16 protein-coding genes are annotated in these 20,920 nt (G+C 56.6%); 8 read left to right on the plus strand and 8 right to left on the minus strand.

The annotated features are described in order from the left end of the window. Positions 1 to 30: 30 nt before the first annotated feature. The 4 genes from glnG to glnA form a co-directional block, all read right to left on the minus strand. Positions 31 to 1,455, minus strand: a complete 1,425-nt coding sequence (glnG, locus tag Q5Y71_RS03480; protein WP_306040126.1) for a nitrogen regulation protein NR(I) — start codon at positions 1,453 to 1,455, stop codon at positions 31 to 33. Between the two features lie 3 nt (positions 1,456 to 1,458). Next, positions 1,459 to 2,529 carry a nitrogen regulation protein NR(II) gene (glnL, locus tag Q5Y71_RS03485; RefSeq protein WP_306040128.1) on the minus strand — a complete coding sequence of 357 codons (1,071 nt, stop codon included), beginning with the start codon at positions 2,527 to 2,529 and terminating at the stop codon, positions 1,459 to 1,461. A gap of 365 nt (positions 2,530 to 2,894) precedes the next feature. Then, complete coding sequence (locus Q5Y71_RS03490; protein ID WP_306040130.1) at positions 2,895 to 3,467, minus strand: DUF4124 domain-containing protein; 573 nt, start codon at positions 3,465 to 3,467, stop codon at positions 2,895 to 2,897. 227 nt (positions 3,468 to 3,694) lie between these two features. Next, positions 3,695 to 5,101, minus strand: coding sequence for a glutamate--ammonia ligase (gene glnA / locus Q5Y71_RS03495; RefSeq protein ID WP_301415274.1), 1,407 nt, complete (start codon positions 5,099 to 5,101; stop codon positions 3,695 to 3,697). Between the two features lie 307 nt (positions 5,102 to 5,408). On the opposite strand from glnA, the gene thiI reads away from it, so the two are divergent. Beyond that, positions 5,409 to 6,908: a tRNA uracil 4-sulfurtransferase ThiI gene (gene thiI, locus Q5Y71_RS03500; RefSeq protein WP_306040133.1), complete on the plus strand. Its 1,500-nt coding sequence runs from the start codon at positions 5,409 to 5,411 to the stop codon at positions 6,906 to 6,908. 67 nt (positions 6,909 to 6,975) lie between these two features. On the opposite strand, the gene Q5Y71_RS03505 is transcribed toward thiI, so the two are convergent. The 3 genes from Q5Y71_RS03505 to csrA all read right to left on the minus strand — a co-directional run bounded on the left by Q5Y71_RS03505 (position 6,976) and on the right by csrA (position 10,454). Next, entirely contained in the window at positions 6,976 to 7,470 is a 495-nt protein-coding gene (locus Q5Y71_RS03505; protein ID WP_306040134.1) for a hypothetical protein, read from the minus strand. Between the two features lie 2 nt (positions 7,471 to 7,472). Continuing rightward, a complete protein-coding gene (locus Q5Y71_RS03510) occupies positions 7,473 to 9,593 on the minus strand; it encodes a TonB-dependent siderophore receptor (protein WP_306040136.1) in 2,121 nt (706 codons plus the stop codon). Between the two features lie 672 nt (positions 9,594 to 10,265). Beyond that, positions 10,266 to 10,454 (minus strand): carbon storage regulator CsrA, encoded by a 189-nt coding sequence (gene csrA, locus Q5Y71_RS03515; RefSeq protein WP_306040138.1) that lies wholly within the window; start codon positions 10,452 to 10,454, stop codon positions 10,266 to 10,268. 636 nt (positions 10,455 to 11,090) lie between these two features. Between csrA and Q5Y71_RS03520 the strand changes: the two genes are divergently transcribed. The 4 genes from Q5Y71_RS03520 (at position 11,091) to typA (ending at position 16,097) form a co-directional block, all read left to right on the plus strand. Continuing rightward, positions 11,091 to 11,360, plus strand: coding sequence for a TfoX/Sxy family DNA transformation protein (locus tag Q5Y71_RS03520; protein ID WP_306040139.1), 270 nt, complete (start codon positions 11,091 to 11,093; stop codon positions 11,358 to 11,360). 522 nt (positions 11,361 to 11,882) lie between these two features. Further along, positions 11,883 to 12,287, plus strand: a complete 405-nt coding sequence (locus Q5Y71_RS17495; RefSeq protein WP_371876990.1) for a DUF6632 domain-containing protein — start codon at positions 11,883 to 11,885, stop codon at positions 12,285 to 12,287. Between the two features lie 307 nt (positions 12,288 to 12,594). Then, positions 12,595 to 13,815, plus strand: a complete 1,221-nt coding sequence (locus Q5Y71_RS03530; protein WP_306040142.1) for a bifunctional alpha/beta hydrolase/OsmC family protein — start codon at positions 12,595 to 12,597, stop codon at positions 13,813 to 13,815. A gap of 473 nt (positions 13,816 to 14,288) precedes the next feature. Further along, the gene (gene typA, locus Q5Y71_RS03535) at positions 14,289 to 16,097 is read left to right on the plus strand and encodes a translational GTPase TypA (protein WP_306040215.1); all 1,809 of its coding nucleotides are present in this window, start codon (positions 14,289 to 14,291) and stop codon (positions 16,095 to 16,097) included. Between the two features lie 87 nt (positions 16,098 to 16,184). Here typA and dtd read toward each other — a convergent pair whose 3' ends face one another. Continuing rightward, the gene (gene dtd, locus Q5Y71_RS03540) at positions 16,185 to 16,625 is read right to left on the minus strand and encodes a D-aminoacyl-tRNA deacylase (RefSeq protein ID WP_306040144.1); all 441 of its coding nucleotides are present in this window, start codon (positions 16,623 to 16,625) and stop codon (positions 16,185 to 16,187) included. Between the two features lie 85 nt (positions 16,626 to 16,710). Here dtd and Q5Y71_RS03545 point away from each other — a divergent pair, with 85 nt between their 5' ends. From Q5Y71_RS03545 to Q5Y71_RS03555, 3 genes are all read left to right on the plus strand, one after another. Then, positions 16,711 to 18,819, plus strand: a complete 2,109-nt coding sequence (locus Q5Y71_RS03545) for a prolyl oligopeptidase family protein (protein ID WP_306040146.1) — start codon at positions 16,711 to 16,713, stop codon at positions 18,817 to 18,819. Between the two features lie 191 nt (positions 18,820 to 19,010). Further along, positions 19,011 to 20,000 (plus strand): SDR family oxidoreductase, encoded by a 990-nt coding sequence (locus Q5Y71_RS03550; RefSeq protein ID WP_306040148.1) that lies wholly within the window; start codon positions 19,011 to 19,013, stop codon positions 19,998 to 20,000. A 169-nt stretch (positions 20,001 to 20,169) separates the two neighbouring features. After that, positions 20,170 to 20,772, plus strand: a complete 603-nt coding sequence (locus tag Q5Y71_RS03555) for a DNA-3-methyladenine glycosylase I (protein WP_306040150.1) — start codon at positions 20,170 to 20,172, stop codon at positions 20,770 to 20,772. Positions 20,773 to 20,920: the final 148 nt, after the last annotated feature.

Genomic DNA, 20,920 nt, shown 5'->3' on the forward strand with positions numbered 1-20,920 from the left:
CGGCAACAACCAAGCCGGCACAGCGGATGGTTATTGCGGGCCTGCTTCCACAGCGCTAATCTCCAACTCCTTGAGCTTTCGCGTCAGGGTATTGCGGCCCCAACCCAGCAGCGCTGCTGCATCCCGTTTGCGCCCGGCGGTGTGCTTTAGTGCAATTTCAATCAGTGCCCGCTCAAAGGCGGGAACCGCTTCGCTGAGGATATCCCGCCGCCCGGCAGTGAGAGCTCGGTCCGCCCAAACCCGCAGGTTTTTTTCCCAGTCGAGCGACGATTCTGCATCTGTACCCTGGTGGCACAACAACTCTTGAGGGAGATCTTCCCTGTGCACCTCGCGGCCGGAGGCCATCACGGTGACCCAGCGACAGGTATTTTGCAACTGGCGCACATTGCCGGGCCAGTCGTAAGCGGAGAGACAATCCTCGGCCTCCCGCGTCAGGATCTTGGGCTGTACCCCCAGGTCCCTGGCGGCGGCATCAAAGAAATGGCGCACCAGCCTGGGAATATCCTCGCGGCGATCGGCGAGCCTGGGAATATGGATGCGAATAACATTCAGGCGGTGGAAGAGATCTTCGCGGAATCTGTGCTGCAGTGCCAATGCTTCCAGGTTTTGGTGTGTGGCGGCAATGATGCGCACATCCACTTTTACCGGCGTATGGCCACCTACACGGTAAAATTCCCCGTCCGACAGCACGCGCAGCAAGCGCGTCTGGGTCTCTGCCGGCATATCGCCGATCTCATCCAAAAATAGCGTGCCGCCATTGGCCTGTTCAAAGCGCCCGGCACGCAGGGAAGCCGCACCGGTAAAGGCCCCCTTCTCATGGCCAAACAGTTCCGACTCCATCAGGTCCCTGGGAATCGCCGCCATGTTGAGCGCGATAAACGGTTTATCCCTGCGCGGGCTGTGATTGTGCAAAGCCTGCGCCACCAGCTCTTTGCCGGTGCCGGATTCACCATTGATCAACACGGTAATATTTGAATGGGACAAGCGCCCGATAACGCGAAACACCTCCTGCATGGCCGGTGCTTCGCCGATCATTTCCCCACCACCTGAACCCTTCGCCAACTCCACAGGTTCTCCACGGCCTTGGCTGCTGGTGTGAAGCAGCGCGCGTCGGGTGACCGCCACAGCTTCGTCGATATCGAAAGGTTTGGGCAGGTATTCAAATGCCCCACCCTGGTAAGCGGCCACCGCGCTATCGAGATCCGAATGGGCTGTCATGATAATAATGGGCAGCGACGGGTACTCTTCCTGAAAGCGCTGCAGTAATTTGAACCCGTCGGCGCCCGGCATGCGGATATCACTGATCACCACATCCGGTGGTGTGTTGTAAAAATCCTCCAAAGCGCGGTTGCCATTCTCGTAACACCGGGTTTCGATCCCCGCCCGTGAGAGCGCCCGCTCAAGTACCCAGCGGATCGATTTATCGTCGTCAATGATCCAAACGCGATGACTCATGCTCTAGCACCCTGTATTGGCGGATTTGGATGAAAGTGGCAGGTAGATTTGGAACACACTGCCTCCGGAGCGGCTGTCATACTGGATCAGGCCACCGTGCTGGTTGATGATGTTCTGGGAGATGGAGAGCCCCAGCCCCGTGCCCTCGGCGCGCCCGGAAACCATGGGAAAGAAAATCTGCTCCCTGAGCGCCTCGTCAATGCCAGGGCCATTGTCCTCAACCTCAATGCAGCAGACCAGTGGGCAGAGACGTCGACCGATGGTAAAACGCCGCTGTATGCGGGTGCGTAAAACAATCTCACCGCTGGTGAGGCCGGAATCCTCGCCAACAGCCTGCATGGCATTGCGGACAATATTCAGCAGAGCCTGTAGCAACTGCTCGCGATCCGCCGGCACTTCCGGTATGGAGGGATCGTAGTCGCGGCAAATGTGCAGCCTGCCCTCACATTCCGCATCCACCAGTTGCGCCACCCGTTCGAGCACCTCGTGCACATTGGTGGCCATCAGCTTCAGGCGCTGGCGCGAACCCAACAGGTGATCCACCAACTGGCGCAGGCGATCCACCTCCTCAATGATGACCTGGGTATATTCCTTCAGGGCAGGGTCCGGCAGCTCCCGCTGCAACAGCTGGGCAGCACCGCGAATACCACCCAAGGGGTTTTTGACTTCGTGGGCCATGCCGCGCACCAGGTTGCGCGTGGTCTCGCGGGTGTTGTACAGCGTATCCTCACGCGCGATGCGCAACAGCCGCTCCACCGGTTGCACCTCAACCAAGAGCATTCCCAGCTCCGACACCGGGGCTACCGAGTAGTCCACGATGCGCATTTCCCGGTTGTGCAGGTGCCAATGGGCGCGGCGCACCGTATACCTCTCCCCCTTTACTAACACCTCCCGCAAAGCCTGCCAGGAGCCGGTTTCGCGCACCACCTCATCCAGCGACAACCCGATGACCCTGGCGCTGGAGGCACTGAGCAGGTCCTCGGCGGCATTGTTCAGATAGCGCAGCGACAATTCGCTATCCAACATCAGCACAGCGGAAGTCAGGTTGTCCAGCAGCTGGCGGTCATTCAGCATTCAGTCGTTTCCAGTTCAATTCACAAGCCGGCGCCGTGTTCTGCGCGCGGTGTCACAAGCTCTTGAGTTTGGTCAGTGCAAAAAGCAAACCAAAATGGCGCACGGGGACAGGGATAGCCCTAAAGTCATCCCTGCCTGGGGATATCTACAGCCAGTGTCGTTTTTTAAGCCCGTCACGATGCCCATTCCGAAGAAGCCCGACACAACGCCCGAATGCGAGAATGCACCATATCGGTGCAAAGTTCAAAATTCAACCAAAAGGAAATGATTGGGACGGCCCCGGATGCCGGAGACTCCGCTGCCAGCGCTAGCGGCGGTGTGGGTTGGGAATGCCTTCGGCCTGCTTTGCAAGTGCCGGTACACCCCTACCTGGCGGGCAGGTTGACACTGGGGCGCTGCACATACAGGGTGATCGCCGGGGACTGGGCCAGTACCCGGCCATTGGCATCGGTGAGGACCACCTGCACACTGTGGCTGCCGCGCTCCAGCATTGAGAGATCCAGGGCGGAACCACTGGAGCTGCCGCGCCAGGGCTGGCCGTCGATCACTGCAAAGAAACGAGCGCCGTCTGGATAGACTGGCTGCACGTCCACCTGCAGGGCAACCAGGCGCTGTCCCGGCGGTATAGTGGCGCCATCTTGGGGGCTGACTATGCGGATAGAGACCGGGCCCAGGCCCGCTCCCGCACCGCTGTCTGCCTTTGGGGACAATTTGCGCATCGGCAACGGACGCGGCAGGGTGATGGGCTGGATATTGATAGGCGCCAGCTCCACCTTCTCTGCCTGCCTGTCTACCGGGGGGGTATCACTGAAAGTCACCTGGCCGTCCGGGCCGACGATCTTGTAAATGGCACCGGATTCTTTACTGCCATCGGGGCCAGCAGACACCATCAGAGGCACAGCGAGCAACAGTATCTGCAGCAGTCTTGGAATTCCCATAGCGATGATCAACCGCAACCTGCGGATGCTCCCTTTACAGGCCCCGTGACGGAGCGCAACCAGTCGGGACAATCGGCCACCGCCAAGAACCCAACACCGTGATTGAAACGACAGCGCGAAAGCTGCCCTATTCACAGTTCACAGTGTACCCCCATTAAAAAAGCCCGCGCCAGGGCAGTGCGGGCTTTTCGCCAAGCGGTCGACAGTCTCTCGGTGCGCAGTCGCCGTTACACGGAGTAGTACATATCAAACTCCACCGGGTGGGTGGTCATGTTCAGGCGCTCAACCTCTTCGCGTTTCAGCTCGATGTAAGCATCAATCGCGTCATCGGTGAATACTCCCCCCTCAATCAGAAAAGCGCGGTCCCTGTCCAAAGCGTCCAGGGCCCCCTCCAGGCTGTCGGCCACTGTGGGGTACTCGGCCAGCTCTTCCGGCGGCAGGTCGTACAGGTCCTTGTCTGCGGCATCACCGGGGTGGATCTTGTTTTTGATCCCGTCCAGGCCCGCCATCAGCAGTGCCGCAAAAGCCAGGTAGGGATTGGCGGTCGGGTCCGGAAAGCGGGTCTCAATGCGCTTGCCCTTGGGCGAGGTCACGTAGGGAATGCGGATGGACGCCGAGCGGTTGCGCGCGGAGTAAGCCAGGATCACCGGCGCCTCGAAACCGGGCACCAGACGCTTGTAGGAGTTGGTGGAGGCGTTGCACAGCGCGTTCAGGGCGCGGGCGTGCTTCACAATACCGCCGATGTAGTACAGAGCGGTTTCCGACAGGCCGGCGTAGGTGTCGCCGGCAAACTGGTTGACCCCACCTTTCGAGAAGGATTGGTGTACATGCATGCCCGAACCGTTGTCACCAACCAGTGGCTTGGGCATAAAGGTAGCGGTTTTGCCGTAGGCATGGGCAACATTGTGCACGGCGTACTTGAGAATCTGAACCTCATCGGCTTTTTTCGTCAGGGTATTGGCGGCAACCCCGATCTCACACTGGCCGGCGGTACCCACCTCGTGGTGGTGTACCTCAACATGCAGGCCCATCTGCTCCATGGCGGAACACATGGCGGCACGGACATCGTGCAGGGAATCCACCGGCGGCACCGGGAAATAGCCCCCTTTGATACCCGGGCGATGACCGATATTGCCTTCGGCAAAACTGTGTCCGGAAGACCAGGCCGCCTCTTCAGAATTGATCTTGTAGAAGGCCCCACCCATTTCCGCGCCCCAGGTGATGTCGTCGAATACGAAGAATTCGGGCTCCGGCCCGAACATCGCTGTGTCACCCAGACCGGTGGACTTCAGGTACTCCTCGGCGCGCAGGGCGATGGAACGTGGATCGCGCTCATAGCCCTGACCGGTGACGGGATCAACGATATTGCAGCGCACAATGACCGTGCTCTCGTCGGTAAAGGGATCGAGGAAAGCGGTTTCGTCATCCGGCATCAGAATCATGTCGGACTCGTTGATCCCTTTCCAGCCAGCAATGGAGGAACCATCGAACATCTTGCCCTCTTCAAAGAACTCACCATCCACTTCCGACGCGGGGATGGAAACATGCTGTTCTTTTCCCTTTGTATCGGTGAAGCGCAAGTCTACCCACTTGGCTTCACTTTCATTGATCAAATCGAGCGTTTTCACTGACATTGCAGCCCTCCAGGTCTTGAAAAAAATTGGTCGCTATGCCTTTTGCTGCCGGCATTCACGCTGTACCTGGCGTGAAATGAAGCAAGGAGTGTGCCAAATCAGGGCATCCACGCCCTGACGGCGACGGTCCCGGTCGCCGGGCCGGCTGAGGCAGGATAGATGCCTTATGGCCGGGCAGCTACCGAGAAGTGCACCAGTATGGCACATCCCGAGCCAACAGGCGCACCACTTGAGTGCACCTCCCGGTCCCCTCCGCCTGGTTTATACTGTCGCATCTTCTATCAACAGCAGTACCCGGCGAATTCCCATGCACTTTGTCGTCAAGTTTTTCCCCGAGATCACCATCAAGAGCAATCCCGTGCGCAAACGTATGTCGCGCCAGCTGAAAGACAACCTGCAGCGCCTGCTACAACAACTGGACGACCGTATCCAGGTGCGCAAGGACTGGGAAAAGATCGACGTGATTGCCCCGGACGCCGTGGCCCACCTGGGTGATCGCATCGAGGAGGTACTCTCCAACACGCCCGGCATCGCCAACTTCTCCCGTGTGCGCCAGTTCCCCCTGGGCGACCTGCACGATATCTACGAGAAAACCCTGCCGGTGTGGGGCCCAGCACTGAAGGACAAGACGTTCTGCGTGCGCGTAAAGCGCAGCGGCAAACACGAGTTTCAATCCCTGGATGTAGAGCAGTATGTGGGCGGCGGCCTCAACAGGAACACCGAAGCGGCCGGGGTAAAACTGAAAAATCCGGATATCACGGTAAAACTGGAGATCCGCCACGACAAACTCAATGTCATTGAGAAGCAGCACCCCGGTCTCGGCGGCTTCCCTCTGGGTACCCAGGACCCGGTGCTGTCGCTGGTATCCGGCGGCTTCGATTCCACCGTGGCCAGCTACCTGACTATCAAACGCGGTATCCGCACCCACTTCCTGTTTTTTAATCTGGGGGGACGCCAGCACGAATTGGGTGTTAAGGAGGTGGCTTATTATCTGTGGAACAAGTTCGGCGCCTCTCACCGGGTGCGCTTTGTCACTGTGCCCTTCGACGAGGTAGTGGCAGAAATTCTCGAACGGGTCGATGACTCCTATATGGGCGTGATCCTAAAGCGCATGATGTTGCGCGCTGCCAGTGTGATGGCAAAAGAGCTGGAAGTGGATGCACTTGTGACCGGCGAAGCCATTGCGCAGGTCTCCAGCCAGACCCTGAAGAATCTCGCAGTCATCGACAGCGTCACCGATACCCTGGTGCTGCGCCCGCTGATTGCCAGCAACAAGACCGACATTATCAGGACTGCGCGGGCAATCGGCACAGAAGAATTTGCCGCCAATATGCCAGAATACTGCGGCGTGATTTCGGTAAAGCCCACCACCCGCGCCAAAATCGAGAAAGTGGAAAGCGAGGAGAACCGCTTCGACTTCACTGTCCTCGATCGCGCCATCGGCAACCGCGTGATCCAGAACATCGACGAGGTGATCGAAGAAGTAGGCGGACAGGCGCCGGAGGTGGATATCCGTGAGGAACCCGGCAGTGCGGTAGTGATCGATATCCGCCACCCGGACGAAGAGGAACTGGACCCGCTGGAACTGGAAAACGGTGCAGTACAAACCATTCCCTTCTACCAACTCAACAACCGCTTTGCCCAACTGGACCAGGCGCAGGAATACCTGCTGTATTGCGCCCGCGGTGTGATGAGCCGCCTGCACGCCTCCCATCTGCTCGACGAGGGCTACCGCAATGTGGGCGTCTACCGGCCGCAAAGGCCCCATCGGCAGGAGAAGGCGGGAGTGGGCAAAACCGGAAAATAACCCCGCTAAGGATTCACACCGGGAGAAGTTTCGTGCGGGCCGCGGGGCACGGTGGCCTGTACACCAGTTAGCTGCCGCAAGTAACCCCCAGGTGCGCCGCCAAAACCGGTATCAATTTCTCCTCGGGCAAAAACCCCCTCAGCCAGCCCGCGGGTGCGCCGTGGCGGTCGATCAGCAGGGTGAAAGGTGTGGCGGGAATAGTACCTACTGTATCGAGCAGCGCACTGCTGATCTGGAAGGCGGGAAAATCCGGGCGCAGCCTGCGGTATTCCGCCATCAGTGCCCTGCGGGAGCCGTTGGTGCCCACCGCCAGGGGCTGAAACTGACCGGGGCATTGGGCCAACAGCCGATTGAGCACTCGCACCTGGCGAAAGCACCAGGGGCACTCGGGTTCAAAAAACACCATCAACGCTGGTTGCCCCTGGTACTGCGCAAGGCTGATACGCCCGGGGCTGGCCAGGTCTCTCAGTGTCAGATCCAAAAGCGAAGCGCCCTGCGCAGCAGCGGGAAAGGCCGGTATGCACAGGGTAAACAGCAGGAACAGGGGTAAAAAACGGCGCACTACTACCAGTTCCAGTCAAAGCCCAGATAGAATTCCCGGCCGCGCAGCGGGCCGTAGATATAGGCCACATCGTAAGCGCCGCCGACATCCCAGAACAGCGGGGTTTCCGCATCGTTAACCTGGGTGTAGTCGGTGATGTTATTGCCGCCGACATACACGTTCAGGTTTTCACTCACGTCGAAGGCCACCTTCATATCCAGGGTCCAGTAGCTTTCCGCGCTGTCGCTCTTGCGCTCTCTGCCAGGCTGGTTGTAACCCTCATAACCGTAATCCCCCAAGTCCCGCTGGCCCACCCAACTGGCGCTGGCATATAGCATCCAGGGGCCGCTGCCATAGTCCAGACTGAACAGCGCCCGTTGTTCGATGGGCGCTATGGCGTAGGATTCCTTGAAAATGCGATCATAGTCGTAGCCTTCCAGGGTAACGGCGAGTTTCAGTGCCTCATTCAGGGTGTAACCGAGACTGATATCCCCAGCGCTGACAACCGCGCTTTCGCGCATCTGTGTCAGCAGTGGCACACCGTTTTCAGTTTCTCCCAGTGCAGCCAAATGCTCCACGGCTGTGTGTGCCAGTGACAGGGTGCCACTCAGGCGTTCACCCTCGTAGCTCAGCGCGTAGGTTGCGGAGAGGGACTTTTCCAGTTTGTCGATCTCGATGGCAAAGCCATCACCGGCATCCAGAATACCGTGGTCGGTCTCGAAGAAAGACAGCGGAGCGCGGTAGCCGCGGCCAAAGGCCAGGCGCGATGTCCATTGGTCGCTGTGCAGGTAGCGCATATCGATCCGTGGAACCAGCAGGGTCTCCTCAATCTCGGTGCCGGGCTTTTCCTCCGCCACAAAGTCGGCGCGCACCCTGTCGAGGCGCACCGCGGCGGCGACTTCCAGTTGTGGCGACACCTGCCAGGTATCCTGCAGGTAGACGCCACCGGTGCGGTAGTCGAAACTGTCCTCCACATAGTCGGCGCTCCCGGCACCCGCAACGGAATCGGAGCGCATTTTCTCGTCGCGCAAATCCATACCGAAGGTCAGGGTGTGCGCCTCGCTCACTATCAGGTTGTTGCGCCAGTCGAAGTAAAAGAGGTGGTCGGTCGCCGCATAGTCAAACCCCTCGTAAAAGGAATCCTGTCGGTGTTCAGACCAGGCCAGGGTGACCATGGCATTGTAGTGTTCACTGAATTCCCGCAGCCAGTTGGCGGAAACCTCGGTGCGCTCTGTATCGATCCACTCGGTGGTCTCCCAGGGTTTACCAGTGAACTTGGCGCGTACATCGTCATTTTCGAACAGGTGCTCGGATTCCACACCGTCAAAACCCCGCAGCACTGTGCCGATGCTATAGCCCTGGGGGCCGCCGAAGATGGTGGAGTCGGTGTAGGCCAGGCGCAGCACCAGGTTGTCGCGTTCAGTGAAATCATGGGAGACACGGCCAACGTAGCTGGTATTTTCCTGCAACGGGGCTTCGCTGACGCCGTTGTTATCGTTGTCCATCTGGTGATGCTTGTCACCCTGGTACACCAGGCTGGTGCGGGTGCGGTCATCGTCGCTGACATGGCTGCCCATCATACCGACGAAGAAGCTGTCGTTATCCTCCCAGGAAGCGTTGATATTGAAGCCGGTTTCCTGTGGCTCCTTGGAAATCACGTTGATGGTGCCGCCAATGGCCTCGGGGGCAAGCAGCGAAGCACCGGCGCCACGCGCCACTTCGATACGCTCCACCCCGGTAGTGGCGAGGGCGTCCACCGCATAGTAGCCGGCCATCATGGTGTGCAGGGGGATCCCATCGGTGAGGATGGTGGAATGCTCACCGCGCATCCCGTTGAGCATAATGCGCTTCACGCCGCACATGGAGCACTCGTTCGAGACCCGCACGCCGGGGGATTTCTCAATGGCCTGGGTCAGGTTGACCGCCTGCATGGCCTTTATGCGGGTTTCATCCACCACCTCGGTTTTCTGGATGGCGTCCAGCAGGGTACCGGCGTCGTACAGGCGTTGGCGCACGCCCACAACCACCGTTTCCTCGATAACGTCATTTAAGGACCCCTCGGCCAGGGGTTCGGCCGCGAAGGCGGTTGGCAGGGCTGCGGCAAAAATCGCCGATGACAGCAAAGTGCGATGATAAGCGGGCATGGCCTACTCCGGATTCCTGTTACGATACTTCTAATAAATACGAATGATAAACTTTCTCATTCTGAGTCGCAAACAATAATCGCGGAGTCAACGGGACTGTCCGGCACAGTCATCCACGGTTTGAATTTCTACAGGCAATGAATTTCATCAGCCCACCACGGCGGCCAGGCAGGCCGCCGCTACTTTCAGGGTTATGTTTGGAGGAAAATTTCCGGCTGGGCGCAGGTTTGGCAATTGATCCAAATCAATTTCAAGCAACCTCAGGTCCCTGTATAACGATACGTTCAACAGCCTGCCAGGGCATTGCCATCACTGATGGCTGTTATCCTTCCTTGGCGTTCAGCATTTCTGAATCCGGCACTATGGATTTCTTTGGACCCGGTCCAAGCAATTGGCAAATTTCTGTAAAAATAGCTTCCGCAGTTTGCCTGGTGGTTGGTTTTTTGAAGGTTTGTTTTTTCTCCAACCAAAACCAACGGATACCATTTTCTCCACCCGCAAGAGGATCACCCTTATGCGCCTATTCTGCATAGTCAGTGAAAATCATATCCGGCGCATCGCCCCACTCAATGAATAGCCCTGCATCGAAAGGCTATTTTTTCATGGAGCATTGTGGCTTCACCAGGCCATTGAGATCCCTGTCGGGTCGCCCCTACCGGAAAAATCCATTGCTCAGCGGTTGTCATTGTCCAGCGTCCGTTCCTTTTGGATGCGCAGATACACTTCCTCCCGGTGCACAGGCGTGGATTTGGGGGCCTCTATGCCCACTCTCACCTGGTTACCCGAAATACCCAATACGGTGACGGAAACATGGGTTCCAATTCTGAGGTTCTCGCCTGGCCGGCGCTTTACCACCAACATAAGCCTTTCCTTCCGGGTCGCAAATCCCGGGGTGATTTTTAGAGAGGGGGACACCTGGAAAAAAACGATTGAAGGCAAGGCAGGGGAGGTGCACGGGAACGGTAGGCGGTAAAGCAGAACCGGCGGACGCAACGCTCCCAAAGCCTGGGCAACCGCGCCAGGTACCTGCAGGGACTCCGCTTTATTGAAGACGAGCGGGCTTCTAGCGTATTATCCATATAGCCATTTTGATAGTTCACTTATCAATTTGGTTAGCTGGCCCTTGGTGTCCTACCACCTTGGGTCAGCGCCTTTTACTTACGCTTAGGTCACACTACCGTTCTCCTGTGGAAAGAATGGCGCTTTGAAAAAATGCCTGGGGGTTTGGGGCCTCTTGCGCTATTGGTGCGCAGAAACTGGCCCAAATATTCATCAATAACTATGGATTTTACGCCGCTTTACCCCTGAAGAAAACCGAATGCAATCCAATAAGATCATTTTGGTGCCTATATTTCCAGGCATGTACGCCTAGAAAAACCGCAGTTGCCCCTTTAAAAAATGCACATTCAGTTGGCACTTCTCAGTGCCACTCACATTCGAATGCAACTATAAAATGTGGCGATTCTTAGCGTGGTGAAACGGCACAAGGATAGGGCAATGTCAAACAGAACACTTTTAGAGTTAAAAAACATTGGAAAAACCGTGGCATCCAGGCTGTATCAAATTGGTATCACCAATGAAGCCGAATTGCGAAAGCTCGGTTCGGCCAAAGCCTATCGATGGCTCTCGGAGAAAAATACGGAAAAACAACTTCCCGTTTGTTATTATCTGTATTCCCTGGAGGGCGCAATCCAGGACAGACATTGGGATGTGTTTTCTGAAAGGGAGAAGACAGCGCTGAGGTTGTCGGCGAGACTCACGAAGTAAACAAGCTCCAAATCGAATGGAGTCACGGCAGGTTTCAGCTCCCCACACCCACAGACCTGTACCACCCAGGTCCTGATCACTCAATAAGTCCCTTCAGGATGGGCAAGCGTGCAGTGACCTGATATTTTCCCGGGCCCTTCCCAAAAAGCCCATGCCCCTGGTGTTTTATCCCTAGGGGCTGTCATTGATAATCCGTCCAGGGTAAACCACTGTCCGATGGACGATCAGAATTACTGACAGGAGGTCGGGATTGGGCATTCTAGATATTGTGTGATCCCGAAGCGGGAGACTATACACTAATCCCCGAGTTCGCTTTTAGTGCCCGTCATTAGCGCGTGCGGGGACATCCGTAGCTGCATGGTCAAATTCTAGGGTTTTACCGGGCGGGAATTCCATACACCGTCTTCTTGGTGATACCGGTGACAGGCGCATGAGCATATTGTGCATTCGCTGACTAACCCAGGAAGAAACTGCAGGTGTCATTGAAATACCCAGTCATTTTTACACTACACCGGAGAACGTATGGATGACCTAACCCGCATAAAGTATCTCCCAATTGCGTTGAAACTTATAGGCCTATTTTTTATTTTTGCCATTTACCCGATGATGGTATGGATATGGCCTGCTGGATGGGGATGGACACCACCGCAGCCTGAGTATGAGCAGATTTTGATGGGCATATTCGCAACACTGGGTGTTTTTCTGTTTCTCGCCGCGGAGAATCCTGCCGCCAATGTCAGCCTGATTTGGTTCACCATCTGGTTGAACCTGGTCTATGCCACCATTATGTTGTTAATGGTGTTGGCTGATCGAGCTGAACTGGCAAATCTGATCGGCAATATCCCTGTGCAATATTTAATAGCCGGCGTTCTCTGGTATTTGATGCCCGCACACAATTTCAAAAAGAAAAAGAATACTGATGACTAGAATACCCTCAAGATTTACACTGTATGGCGCCGTGGGATTCCGTGGGTGTTTTTGATGCCTATAAAACCCAGGTTTTATTTGCGCTATAGGCTGGCAGAGGGCGATGCGCATTCCAACCCTTTTGCAAAGCTGCCGAAAAAGTCCCTGCCACTATGCCCTACCGTCAAAGCACTCAGGACTACACCCTGTTGCCTCCCGGAATATCCGGCTCGATTGGAAGCCGCAGATGCGCCGTGCTGTTCTATAGTAAACATCAGCGGCGGTACTGTAGAATAGGATCTGCCAACAAATAAAGAGGGAAAGTACCATGGGCAGACGCATCAAACTGGAGTTTGCTGCTACGGATGGATTGATGGTGGCGGGCCTATTGGAGATGCCTGATGTCAACCCACATTCCTTTGCCCTGTTTGCCCATTGCTTTACCTGCGGTAAGGATGTGGTGTCGGCCTCACGCATTGCGCGTGCACTGGTCACCCGGGGCTGCGCCGTGTTGCGATTTGATTTTACCGGGCTCGGTGGCAGTGATGGTGACTTCGCCAATTCCAACTTTTCGTCGAACGTGAATGATCTGGTAATGGCTGCCAATTTCCTGCGCGATCACTACCGTGCCCCTTCTTTATTAATTGGCCATAGCCTGGGGGGCGCTGCGGCTCTGGCAGCCGCCCATTCGATGCCAGAGGTCAGAGGGGTGGTCACCATCGGTGCCCCGGCAGACCCGCACCATGTCGTGAAGCAGTTTGGCTGCAAGCTCGATGAGATCAATACCCGGGGTGTGGCGGAGGTAACATTGGCCGGCAGGCGCTTTACCATTAAAAAACAGTTTCTGGATGACCTGGATAACCACTACCAGTCAGAAAAAATTGCAAAATTGAAAAAACCCCTGCTGATATTTCATTCTCCAGTGGATGCCACAGTATCGATCCACGAAGCTGAAAAAATTTTCCGCAGCGCCAAACATCCCAAGAGTTTCATCAGCCTGGATAACGCCGATCATTTACTGACCAAGGCCAGGGATGCCGAGTATGTTGCAACTACATTGGCCGCCTGGGCAACACGATATATTGAGGAACCGGAGAATATTGAACAAAAAGACTCTGCCATACCCAGCGGACATGTGCTGGTTAAAGAAAAGAACAGGCAGTTTACCCGCACAGTGATCAGTGATTCCCATGTATGGCTGGCCGACGAACCCACGGCAATGGGTGGCAACGACCTTGGCCCCGATCCTTATGAACACTTATTGGCGGCACTCGGCACCTGCACATCAATGACAATTCGCATGTATGCCAGGCACAAAAAAATTCCCCTGCAGGACGTCTCGGTGCACTTGAGCCACAATCGCGAACATGCCCGTGACTGCGAGGATTGCGAATCCAGCCCACAGAAAATTGAAGTGATCAACAGAGTGGTCACCCTGGTCGGCGATTTGACCGATGAGGTACGGGATCGTCTATTACAAATTGCTGACCGGTGCCCGGTCCATCAGACCCTGCACAGCGACCTCAAAATCATCACGAAACGGGATTAACTTGCCGCAGTTTGACCCTGTTGTGGCAGTTATCTCTCCCCAAGGCGTGCGCTCTGGGTTCAGGCCCAATTATGTAGGGTGGTATAGGCAAATTTCCATTCTGCAATGCATAGCCTGTAACCTCATCCCCGTTACAAGAATCCCCTTTCCAGATCACAGGTCATGCATTGCTCACAGCCTGTATTGCACCTGCTCCAGGCCAGTGTGAACCCGGGATGGAGGAGGCATTACCGCTGCAGATAGCCACCTACCACAATACCATCCTCAACGCGCCCATTGACCGGGGGCCCCCGTGTTCTTCGTGCAGGAGCGAGACAGAATCGCGCTTGTAAGCCACCTCTTACGTTATCAAAAGTTGGGGCTATAATTGGCAACTTTTCCGTTTGGCTCCTGCAGGAGATAGCGTTACGAATGTGTACATTGCTGTGTACAAATTCTGTTTTATTTAAGGTGTTATGCAGTAAATGTCCAATATTATCAACAACTTAAGAAATGTGGCCATCATTGCCCATGTAGACCACGGCAAAACCACGCTGGTGGACAGGCTCTTGCAGCAGTCCGGCACACTGGATCGCCGCGACGCCGACGCAGAGCGGGTGATGGACTCCAACGATCAGGAGCGAGAGCGCGGCATTACCATACTGGCCAAAAATACTGCCATCCGCTGGCGTGATTACCGCATCAATATTGTTGACACCCCCGGGCATGCCGACTTCGGAGGCGAGGTGGAGCGCGTGCTGTCCATGGTGGACTCGGTTTTGCTACTGGTGGATGCCGTCGACGGCCCCATGCCACAGACCCGCTTTGTCACCCAGAAAGCGTTCGAGCAGGGTCTCAAGCCCATTGTGGTGATCAACAAAGTCGACCGCCCCGGCGCACGCCCCGACTGGGTGATGGACCAGGTTTTTGACCTGTTCGACAACCTCGGCGCCAGCGACGAGCAGCTCGACTTTCCCGTGGTTTACACCTCCGCCTTAAACGGCATTGCCGGCCTGGATGACACCGCTATGGCGGACGATATGGCCCCGCTGTTCCAGCTGATTCTGGATAAGGTACCCCCTCCCAAAGTGGACCTCAACGGCCCTTTCCAGATGCAGATCTCCGCGCTGGACTACTCCAGTTATGTGGGTGTGATCGGCGTGGGCCGTATTACCCGCGGCACCCTCAAGCCAAACCAGCCGGTGGTGGTACTGGACCGCGATGGCAAGGCGCGCAAGGCCAGGGTACTGCAGGTGATGGGTTATCTGGGGCTTGAGCGCACCGAAGTGGAGCAGGCCAGCGCCGGCGACATTGTGTGTATCACCGGTGTGGGCGCACTGAATATCTCCGACACCCTGTGTGACCCGGACACCCCGGAAGCCCTGCCCGCCCTGAGTGTGGACGAACCCACCGTGAGCATGACCTTTCAGGTGAACGACTCCCCCTTCTCCGGCCAGGACGGCAAGTTTGTCACCTCCCGCAACATCCGCGAGCGCCTGGAGCAGGAGCTGATCCACAACGTGGCCCTGCGTGTGGAACAAGGCGATTCCCCGGACAAGTTCAAGGTCTCCGGCCGTGGCGAACTGCACCTGTCCGTGCTGATCGAGACCATGCGTCGGGAGGGTTTTGAGCTGGGTGTGTCCCGCCCGGAAGTAGTGCAGAAGGCGGTGGACGGCGACATCCACGAGCCCTACGAGGCTGTGGTCATCGACGTTGAGGACCAGCACCAGGGTTCGATTATGGAAGAACTGGGCCTGCGCAAGGCGGAGCTGACCAATATGGAACCGGACGGTAAAGGCCGCGTGCGCCTGACGTTTATCGTGCCCTCCCGCGGTATGATTGGCTTTCGCAGCCAGTTCCTCACCCTCACCAGCGGCTCCGGCATTATGACCAGCATATTCGACCACTACGGCCCGGTAAAACAGGGTGAGGTAGGCAAACGCACCAATGGCGTGCTGGTCTCCATGGTCAACGGCAAAACCCTCGCCTATGCCCTTTACGCCCTACAGGATCGCGGCCGCCTGTTTCTTGGCCACGGAGAGGACATCTACGAGGGCCAGATCGTCGGCATCCACTCGCGCGGCAATGACCTGGCGGTAAACCCTACCAAGGCCAAGCAGCTTACCAATATCCGCGCCGCCGGCACAGACGAGGCCCTTACCCTTACCCCACCGATTCGCCACACACTGGAACAGGCTCTGGAGTTTATCGAAGAGGATGAACTGGTAGAGGTAACCCCCAACCATATCCGCCTGCGCAAGAAGATTCTGCAGGAGAATATGCGCAAGCGGGCGAAGAAGTAGGCAGGCACGTTGTGTTAGAAAAATGCTAGAGACCCCACAGCTCTTTTCACAGCCTGCTCGCGTGGTGTCCCGGCATTGCCAACCGGGTTAACCGGTTTCCAGCAGGAACGTCACGGGACCATCGTTGACCAGGGTAATCTGCATGTCCTCGGCAAACACACCACAGGCCACGGGCGCAAACCGGATTCGCGCCTGGGCAACAAAGTGGTTGTAGAGGACTTCGGCCTGCCCGGGGCTGGCGCCACGGCTGAAGCTGGGGCGCAGGCCGCGCCCGGTCTCCGCCACCAGGGTAAACTGGCTGACCACCAGCAGCCCCCCACCGGCCTGCTGCAGGTTACAGTTCATTCTGCCGCTTTTATCGGGGAATACCCGGTAGTTCAGCACCTTATGCAGCAGTTTGTCGGCATCCTCAGCAGTATCCCGGGCCTCTATGCCCAGCAGCAACAGTAGGCCGCGATCAATAGCACCGACCGACTCCCCGGCGACATCCACCCGAGCGTGACTCACCCGCTGAATCAATCCTTTCATCTCACACCTCTTCGCCCCTCTGGAACCCTGCGTATAAATGCCCTAGATTAGCGAACTGATTCGCAGAGAGAAACCGGGAGGGGGTATGAGAAAACAGTTGACTTTGCTACTGGCCGGAGCCGTGACCGCAGTGACTGTACAGGCAGCGGACCGCTATCCAGACAGTAAGACCGTCTCACAACAGGATATATACTTCGGCACCAAAGTGGAGGACCCCTATCGCTGGCTCGAAAACACGGCCACAGGGGATGTCAAAGACTGGGTAGCGGTACAGAACGCTTACGCCCTACCGCGCCTGAAGCAATTGCCGGGCTGGCAGAAAATCAATGACCGTCTCACCAAGCTGTGGCGCTATGAACGCTATGGGGTGCCGTACAAGAAAGAGGGCAGTTACTACTACAGCTACAACAGCGGTGACTGGGATCAGAATGTCTTTTACCGCACCGCAGATCTGGCCCGGGAAGGCAAACCCATCCTGGATCCACGCAGCCTGAGCGAGGACGGGACTATCGCGACCAAGCGCCTCACGGTCAGCCCCAAGGGCCGCTACCTGGCCTATGGAACCTCCGATGGCGGGACCGACTGGACCGACTACCACATTCGCGATTTGCGCACCGGCAAAGACCTTGAGGACCGGCTGACCGGCATCAAGTTCAGCGGCGCCAGTTGGGCGGCCGATGAGTCCGGCTTTTATTACAGCCGCTACCCATTCAACAAAGCGGGCCGTGCCGATGACAGCAAACAGGTAGCGGTGTATTTCCACCGCCTGGGGGAACCGCAGAAACACGACCGGCTGGTATATCAGATTACCGACCACCCCACGCGCAACCCTGATGCCATGGTAAGCGACGACGGCCATTACCTACTGTTGAACATCTTTGACGGTTACGATTCTAACGGCTTCTATTATCGGGATCTGCGCGACGACAGTCACAAGGTGGTAAAGTTGCTGGACGAATGGGATGGCCTCTACCAGTTTCTCGGTAACAAGGGTAAAACCTTTTTCTTCGAGACCAGCGCGGGGGCGCCTTTGGGGCGGGTGATCGCCATCGACCTCGATAAGCCACAGCGCAAAAACTGGCGCGAGCTGGTACCGGAAAGTGACAGCGTGCTGCAGAGCGCAAGTTTTATCGGCGACCGCTTCGTATTACATTACCTGGAAGATGCCAAATCACGGGTGCTGGTGACCGACACCAATGGCAAGCAGCAGTACGAGTTGAAACTGCCCGGCGTGGGTTCGGTGACCGGCTTCTATGGTGAACCGGATGAAGTGGAAACCTTCTTCTCGTTCAGCAACTTTATTACTCCGCCGAGCATTTATCACCTGAATGTGCAGAACGGGGAAACCGAGCTGTTCAAACAGCCCGAGTATGCCGCTGATTTCTCCGACCTGACGGTAAGCCAGCACTTTTTCAAGAGCAAAGACGGCACCCGTGTGCCCCTGTTTTTGGTACACAAAAAGGGCATGAAACGCGATGGTGCCAACCCGACACTACTGTACGGGTATGGCGGCTTTAACGTCTCAATTCTGCCGCGTTTCTACAACCATTTCGCCGGCTGGTTGGATATGGGGGGCACCCTCGCCCTGGTGAATTTGCGTGGTGGCAGCGAGTACGGCGAAGCCTGGCACCAAGCGGGCACCAAGACGCAAAAGCAAAATGTTTTTAACGACTTTATCGCCGCGGCGGAATGGCTGATCGCAGAAAAAATCACGTCACCTGCAAAGCTCGGAATCAATGGCCGCTCGAACGGTGGCCTGCTTGTGGGCGCTACCCTGGTACAGCGCCCGGATTTATTTGCTGCGGCTCTGCCGGCAGTGGGCGTATTGGATATGCTGCGCTACCACACCGCCTCCGCGAACGCGCGACAATGGTCCAGCGACTACGGCTTGAGTGAAAACCGCGAAGAATTTAGCGCCCTCCACGCCTACTCCCCGGTGCACAATACCCGTGAGGGCACCTGCTACCCAGCCACCCTGATTACCACGGCGGACCGCGATGACCGGGTGGTACCCTGGCACAGTTACAAGTTTGCCGCCGCACTGCAGCAAGACCAGGGTTGCGACAACCCCGCCTGGCTGGCTGTGGAAACCCGCGCGGGCCACGGCGCCGGTAAGCCCGTGTGGATGCAGGTGGAAGATTATGCCAATCAATGGAGCTTCCTCGCCGATCGACTGGGTATGGAGATCAAGTAATCTGATGTTGCAGGTGGCTGCCGGCTGTGGCCGGCGGCACCTGTCGCGGATTGCGCTTGTTTTGCTCGAGCGATACACCCGGCCTGTATACGGGCAGGTAGGACTACCGGGTGATTCCAGCCGTGTTGGACAGGGCCAACCACAGAGACTGTGAGTGGTAAGGCTCATCTTCAGTTACGTTCGGTGGGAACATGAATCATGCATTCGTAACCGGTGCTAACGGTTTTCTCGGCACCAATCTGGTTGAACAGCTCTGTGCTGATGGCTGGCAGGTGACCGCCATGCACCGGCACACCTCCGATATCCGCAAGCTTCGCTCCATGGGGGTGGCTCTGGTGGAGGGCTCTCTGGATGATCCCGATGCACTGCGTAGCGCGATTCCAGGCAATATCGACGCTCTTTTCCATGTCGCCGCCAATACCAGTATGTGGCGCGGTGGCAATGCCCAGCAGTGGCGAGACAATGTAGTGGGCTCGGCCAACATTGCCCGGGTAGCCAGGGAGAAAGGCGTTGGGCGCATGATTGTTACCAGTTCCATCTCCGCTTACGGCTACCATAGGGAAACCATCACCGAAGAGAGTGAAAAACGGGCAGATAACCCCCACCACCACTATCTGTACACCAAGAAGCGCGGGGAACTCGCCGTGCAGAGGGAGATTGCGCAGGGGCTGGATGCCGTATTCTTGAATCCCTGCGCTATTGTGGGGAAATACGATACCCACAACTGGGCGCAAACCTTTTTTTTAATTGATCAAGGCCGGTTGCCGGGTGTACCGCCCGGTTACGGGTCTTTTTGCCACGCCGGTGCTGTGGCGCGGGCACATATTGAGGCCGTAGAGAAGGGCCGCTGTGGCGAGAACTATATCCTTGCCGGCATTGATGCCAGTTTCCTGGAGTTCTTCGGGAAAATAGCTGAACTGCGGCACAAGCCGATGCCCAAGCGCACCACACCGGCGTTTGTGATACAGTCAGTCGCCTGGTGCTCTGATCTCTGGTCGCGGGTGAGCAAACGCGAACCCGTGATTACCCCGCAAAAAGCCACTCTGGTGACGGGTCAGGTTGTGGCGAGCAGTGCCAAGGCGGAGCGGGAACTGAATTACCAATCGGGTGTGGCACTGGAGACTATGTTGTGCGAATGTCACGACTGGTTGGTACAACAAAAATTATTGGAGCCAAAGTGAATCGCAGTCATATCGTTTTTATCCTGGTTGCCCTCCTATTGATTCTGCAATTGATCCAACACTATTTCTTTTCCGGTGCGCCGTAAATGATTTGCAAGCCCTCAAGCCAAGTGGCCCTGGCCGGCACCGCCACACCACTGTGACCTGAACGCTTTCCAAGGAGTCATCAATGCACGAGAAACGCTGCGGCTGGTGCCTGTCTACACCGCTTTACCGCCGTTATCATGACGAGGAGTGGGGACGCCCGGTCACAGATGACAAAACCCTGTTTGAGTTTCTATTGCTGGAGGGAGCCCAGGCGGGCCTGTCCTGGATTACTGTGTTGAACAAACGGGAAAATTACCGGCGTCTGTTCAATGATTTTTCGGTGGAAAAGATCGCACGCTATACACCAAAAAAAGTGGAAAAACTGCTGCAGAATCCGGGCATTATCCGCAACCGTCTCAAGGTGGAGTCCGCGGTAAAAAATGCCCGCGCCACCCTGGCCCTGCGGGATAAGGGGACTTCGCTGTCGCAGTTTCTCTGGCAGTTTACCGATGGCCGGATAATCGTAAACCGCCCCGCTTCTCTCGCACAGGTGCCAGCCAGTACACCCGAGTCCGATGCCATGAGCAAGGCGTTGAAAAAGGCCGGCTTTAGCTTTGTTGGCTCAACCATAATGTATGCCCATATGCAGGCCACCGGGATGGTGAATGACCATTTGCACAGCTGCCCGGCCCACCAGCACTGTGTGGATACGGCGCGGGCGGCGGGCCTGGCAACGAGTCGATGAAGCGACTCATGATCAGAAAAACCTTCACCAGGAGTATTCGGGAAGACTGAAAAAAGTGATCGACTCAGGCATCATCAGCCTAAAAATTGGGGATTTGATTAGTAAACAGCCTCAGGAATTTCGAGTAGAATATTTCAAATCAAAAAAA

This window comes from Microbulbifer sp. 2205BS26-8 (assembly GCF_030731025.1).
In the GTDB taxonomy this organism is placed as follows: domain Bacteria; phylum Pseudomonadota; class Gammaproteobacteria; order Pseudomonadales; family Cellvibrionaceae; genus Microbulbifer; species Microbulbifer spongiae.

Coding starts and splice junctions, on each gene's coding strand:
- glnG (WP_306040126.1), bottom strand. CDS start 1,455: ATGAGTCATCGCGTTTGGATCATTGACGACGATAAATCGATCCGCTGG.
- glnL (WP_306040128.1), bottom strand. CDS start 2,529: ATGCTGAATGACCGCCAGCTGCTGGACAACCTGACTTCCGCTGTGCTG.
- Q5Y71_RS03490 (WP_306040130.1), bottom strand. CDS start 3,467: ATGGGAATTCCAAGACTGCTGCAGATACTGTTGCTCGCTGTGCCTCTG.
- glnA (WP_301415274.1), bottom strand. CDS start 5,101: ATGTCAGTGAAAACGCTCGATTTGATCAATGAAAGTGAAGCCAAGTGG.
- thiI (WP_306040133.1), top strand. CDS start 5,409: ATGCACTTTGTCGTCAAGTTTTTCCCCGAGATCACCATCAAGAGCAAT.
- Q5Y71_RS03510 (WP_306040136.1), bottom strand. CDS start 9,593: ATGCCCGCTTATCATCGCACTTTGCTGTCATCGGCGATTTTTGCCGCA.
- csrA (WP_306040138.1), bottom strand. CDS start 10,454: ATGTTGGTGGTAAAGCGCCGGCCAGGCGAGAACCTCAGAATTGGAACC.
- Q5Y71_RS03520 (WP_306040139.1), top strand. CDS start 11,091: ATGTCAAACAGAACACTTTTAGAGTTAAAAAACATTGGAAAAACCGTG.
- Q5Y71_RS17495 (WP_371876990.1), top strand. CDS start 11,883: ATGGATGACCTAACCCGCATAAAGTATCTCCCAATTGCGTTGAAACTT.
- Q5Y71_RS03530 (WP_306040142.1), top strand. CDS start 12,595: ATGGGCAGACGCATCAAACTGGAGTTTGCTGCTACGGATGGATTGATG.
- dtd (WP_306040144.1), bottom strand. CDS start 16,625: ATGAAAGGATTGATTCAGCGGGTGAGTCACGCTCGGGTGGATGTCGCC.
- Q5Y71_RS03545 (WP_306040146.1), top strand. CDS start 16,711: ATGAGAAAACAGTTGACTTTGCTACTGGCCGGAGCCGTGACCGCAGTG.
- Q5Y71_RS03550 (WP_306040148.1), top strand. CDS start 19,011: ATGAATCATGCATTCGTAACCGGTGCTAACGGTTTTCTCGGCACCAAT.
- Q5Y71_RS03555 (WP_306040150.1), top strand. CDS start 20,170: ATGCACGAGAAACGCTGCGGCTGGTGCCTGTCTACACCGCTTTACCGC.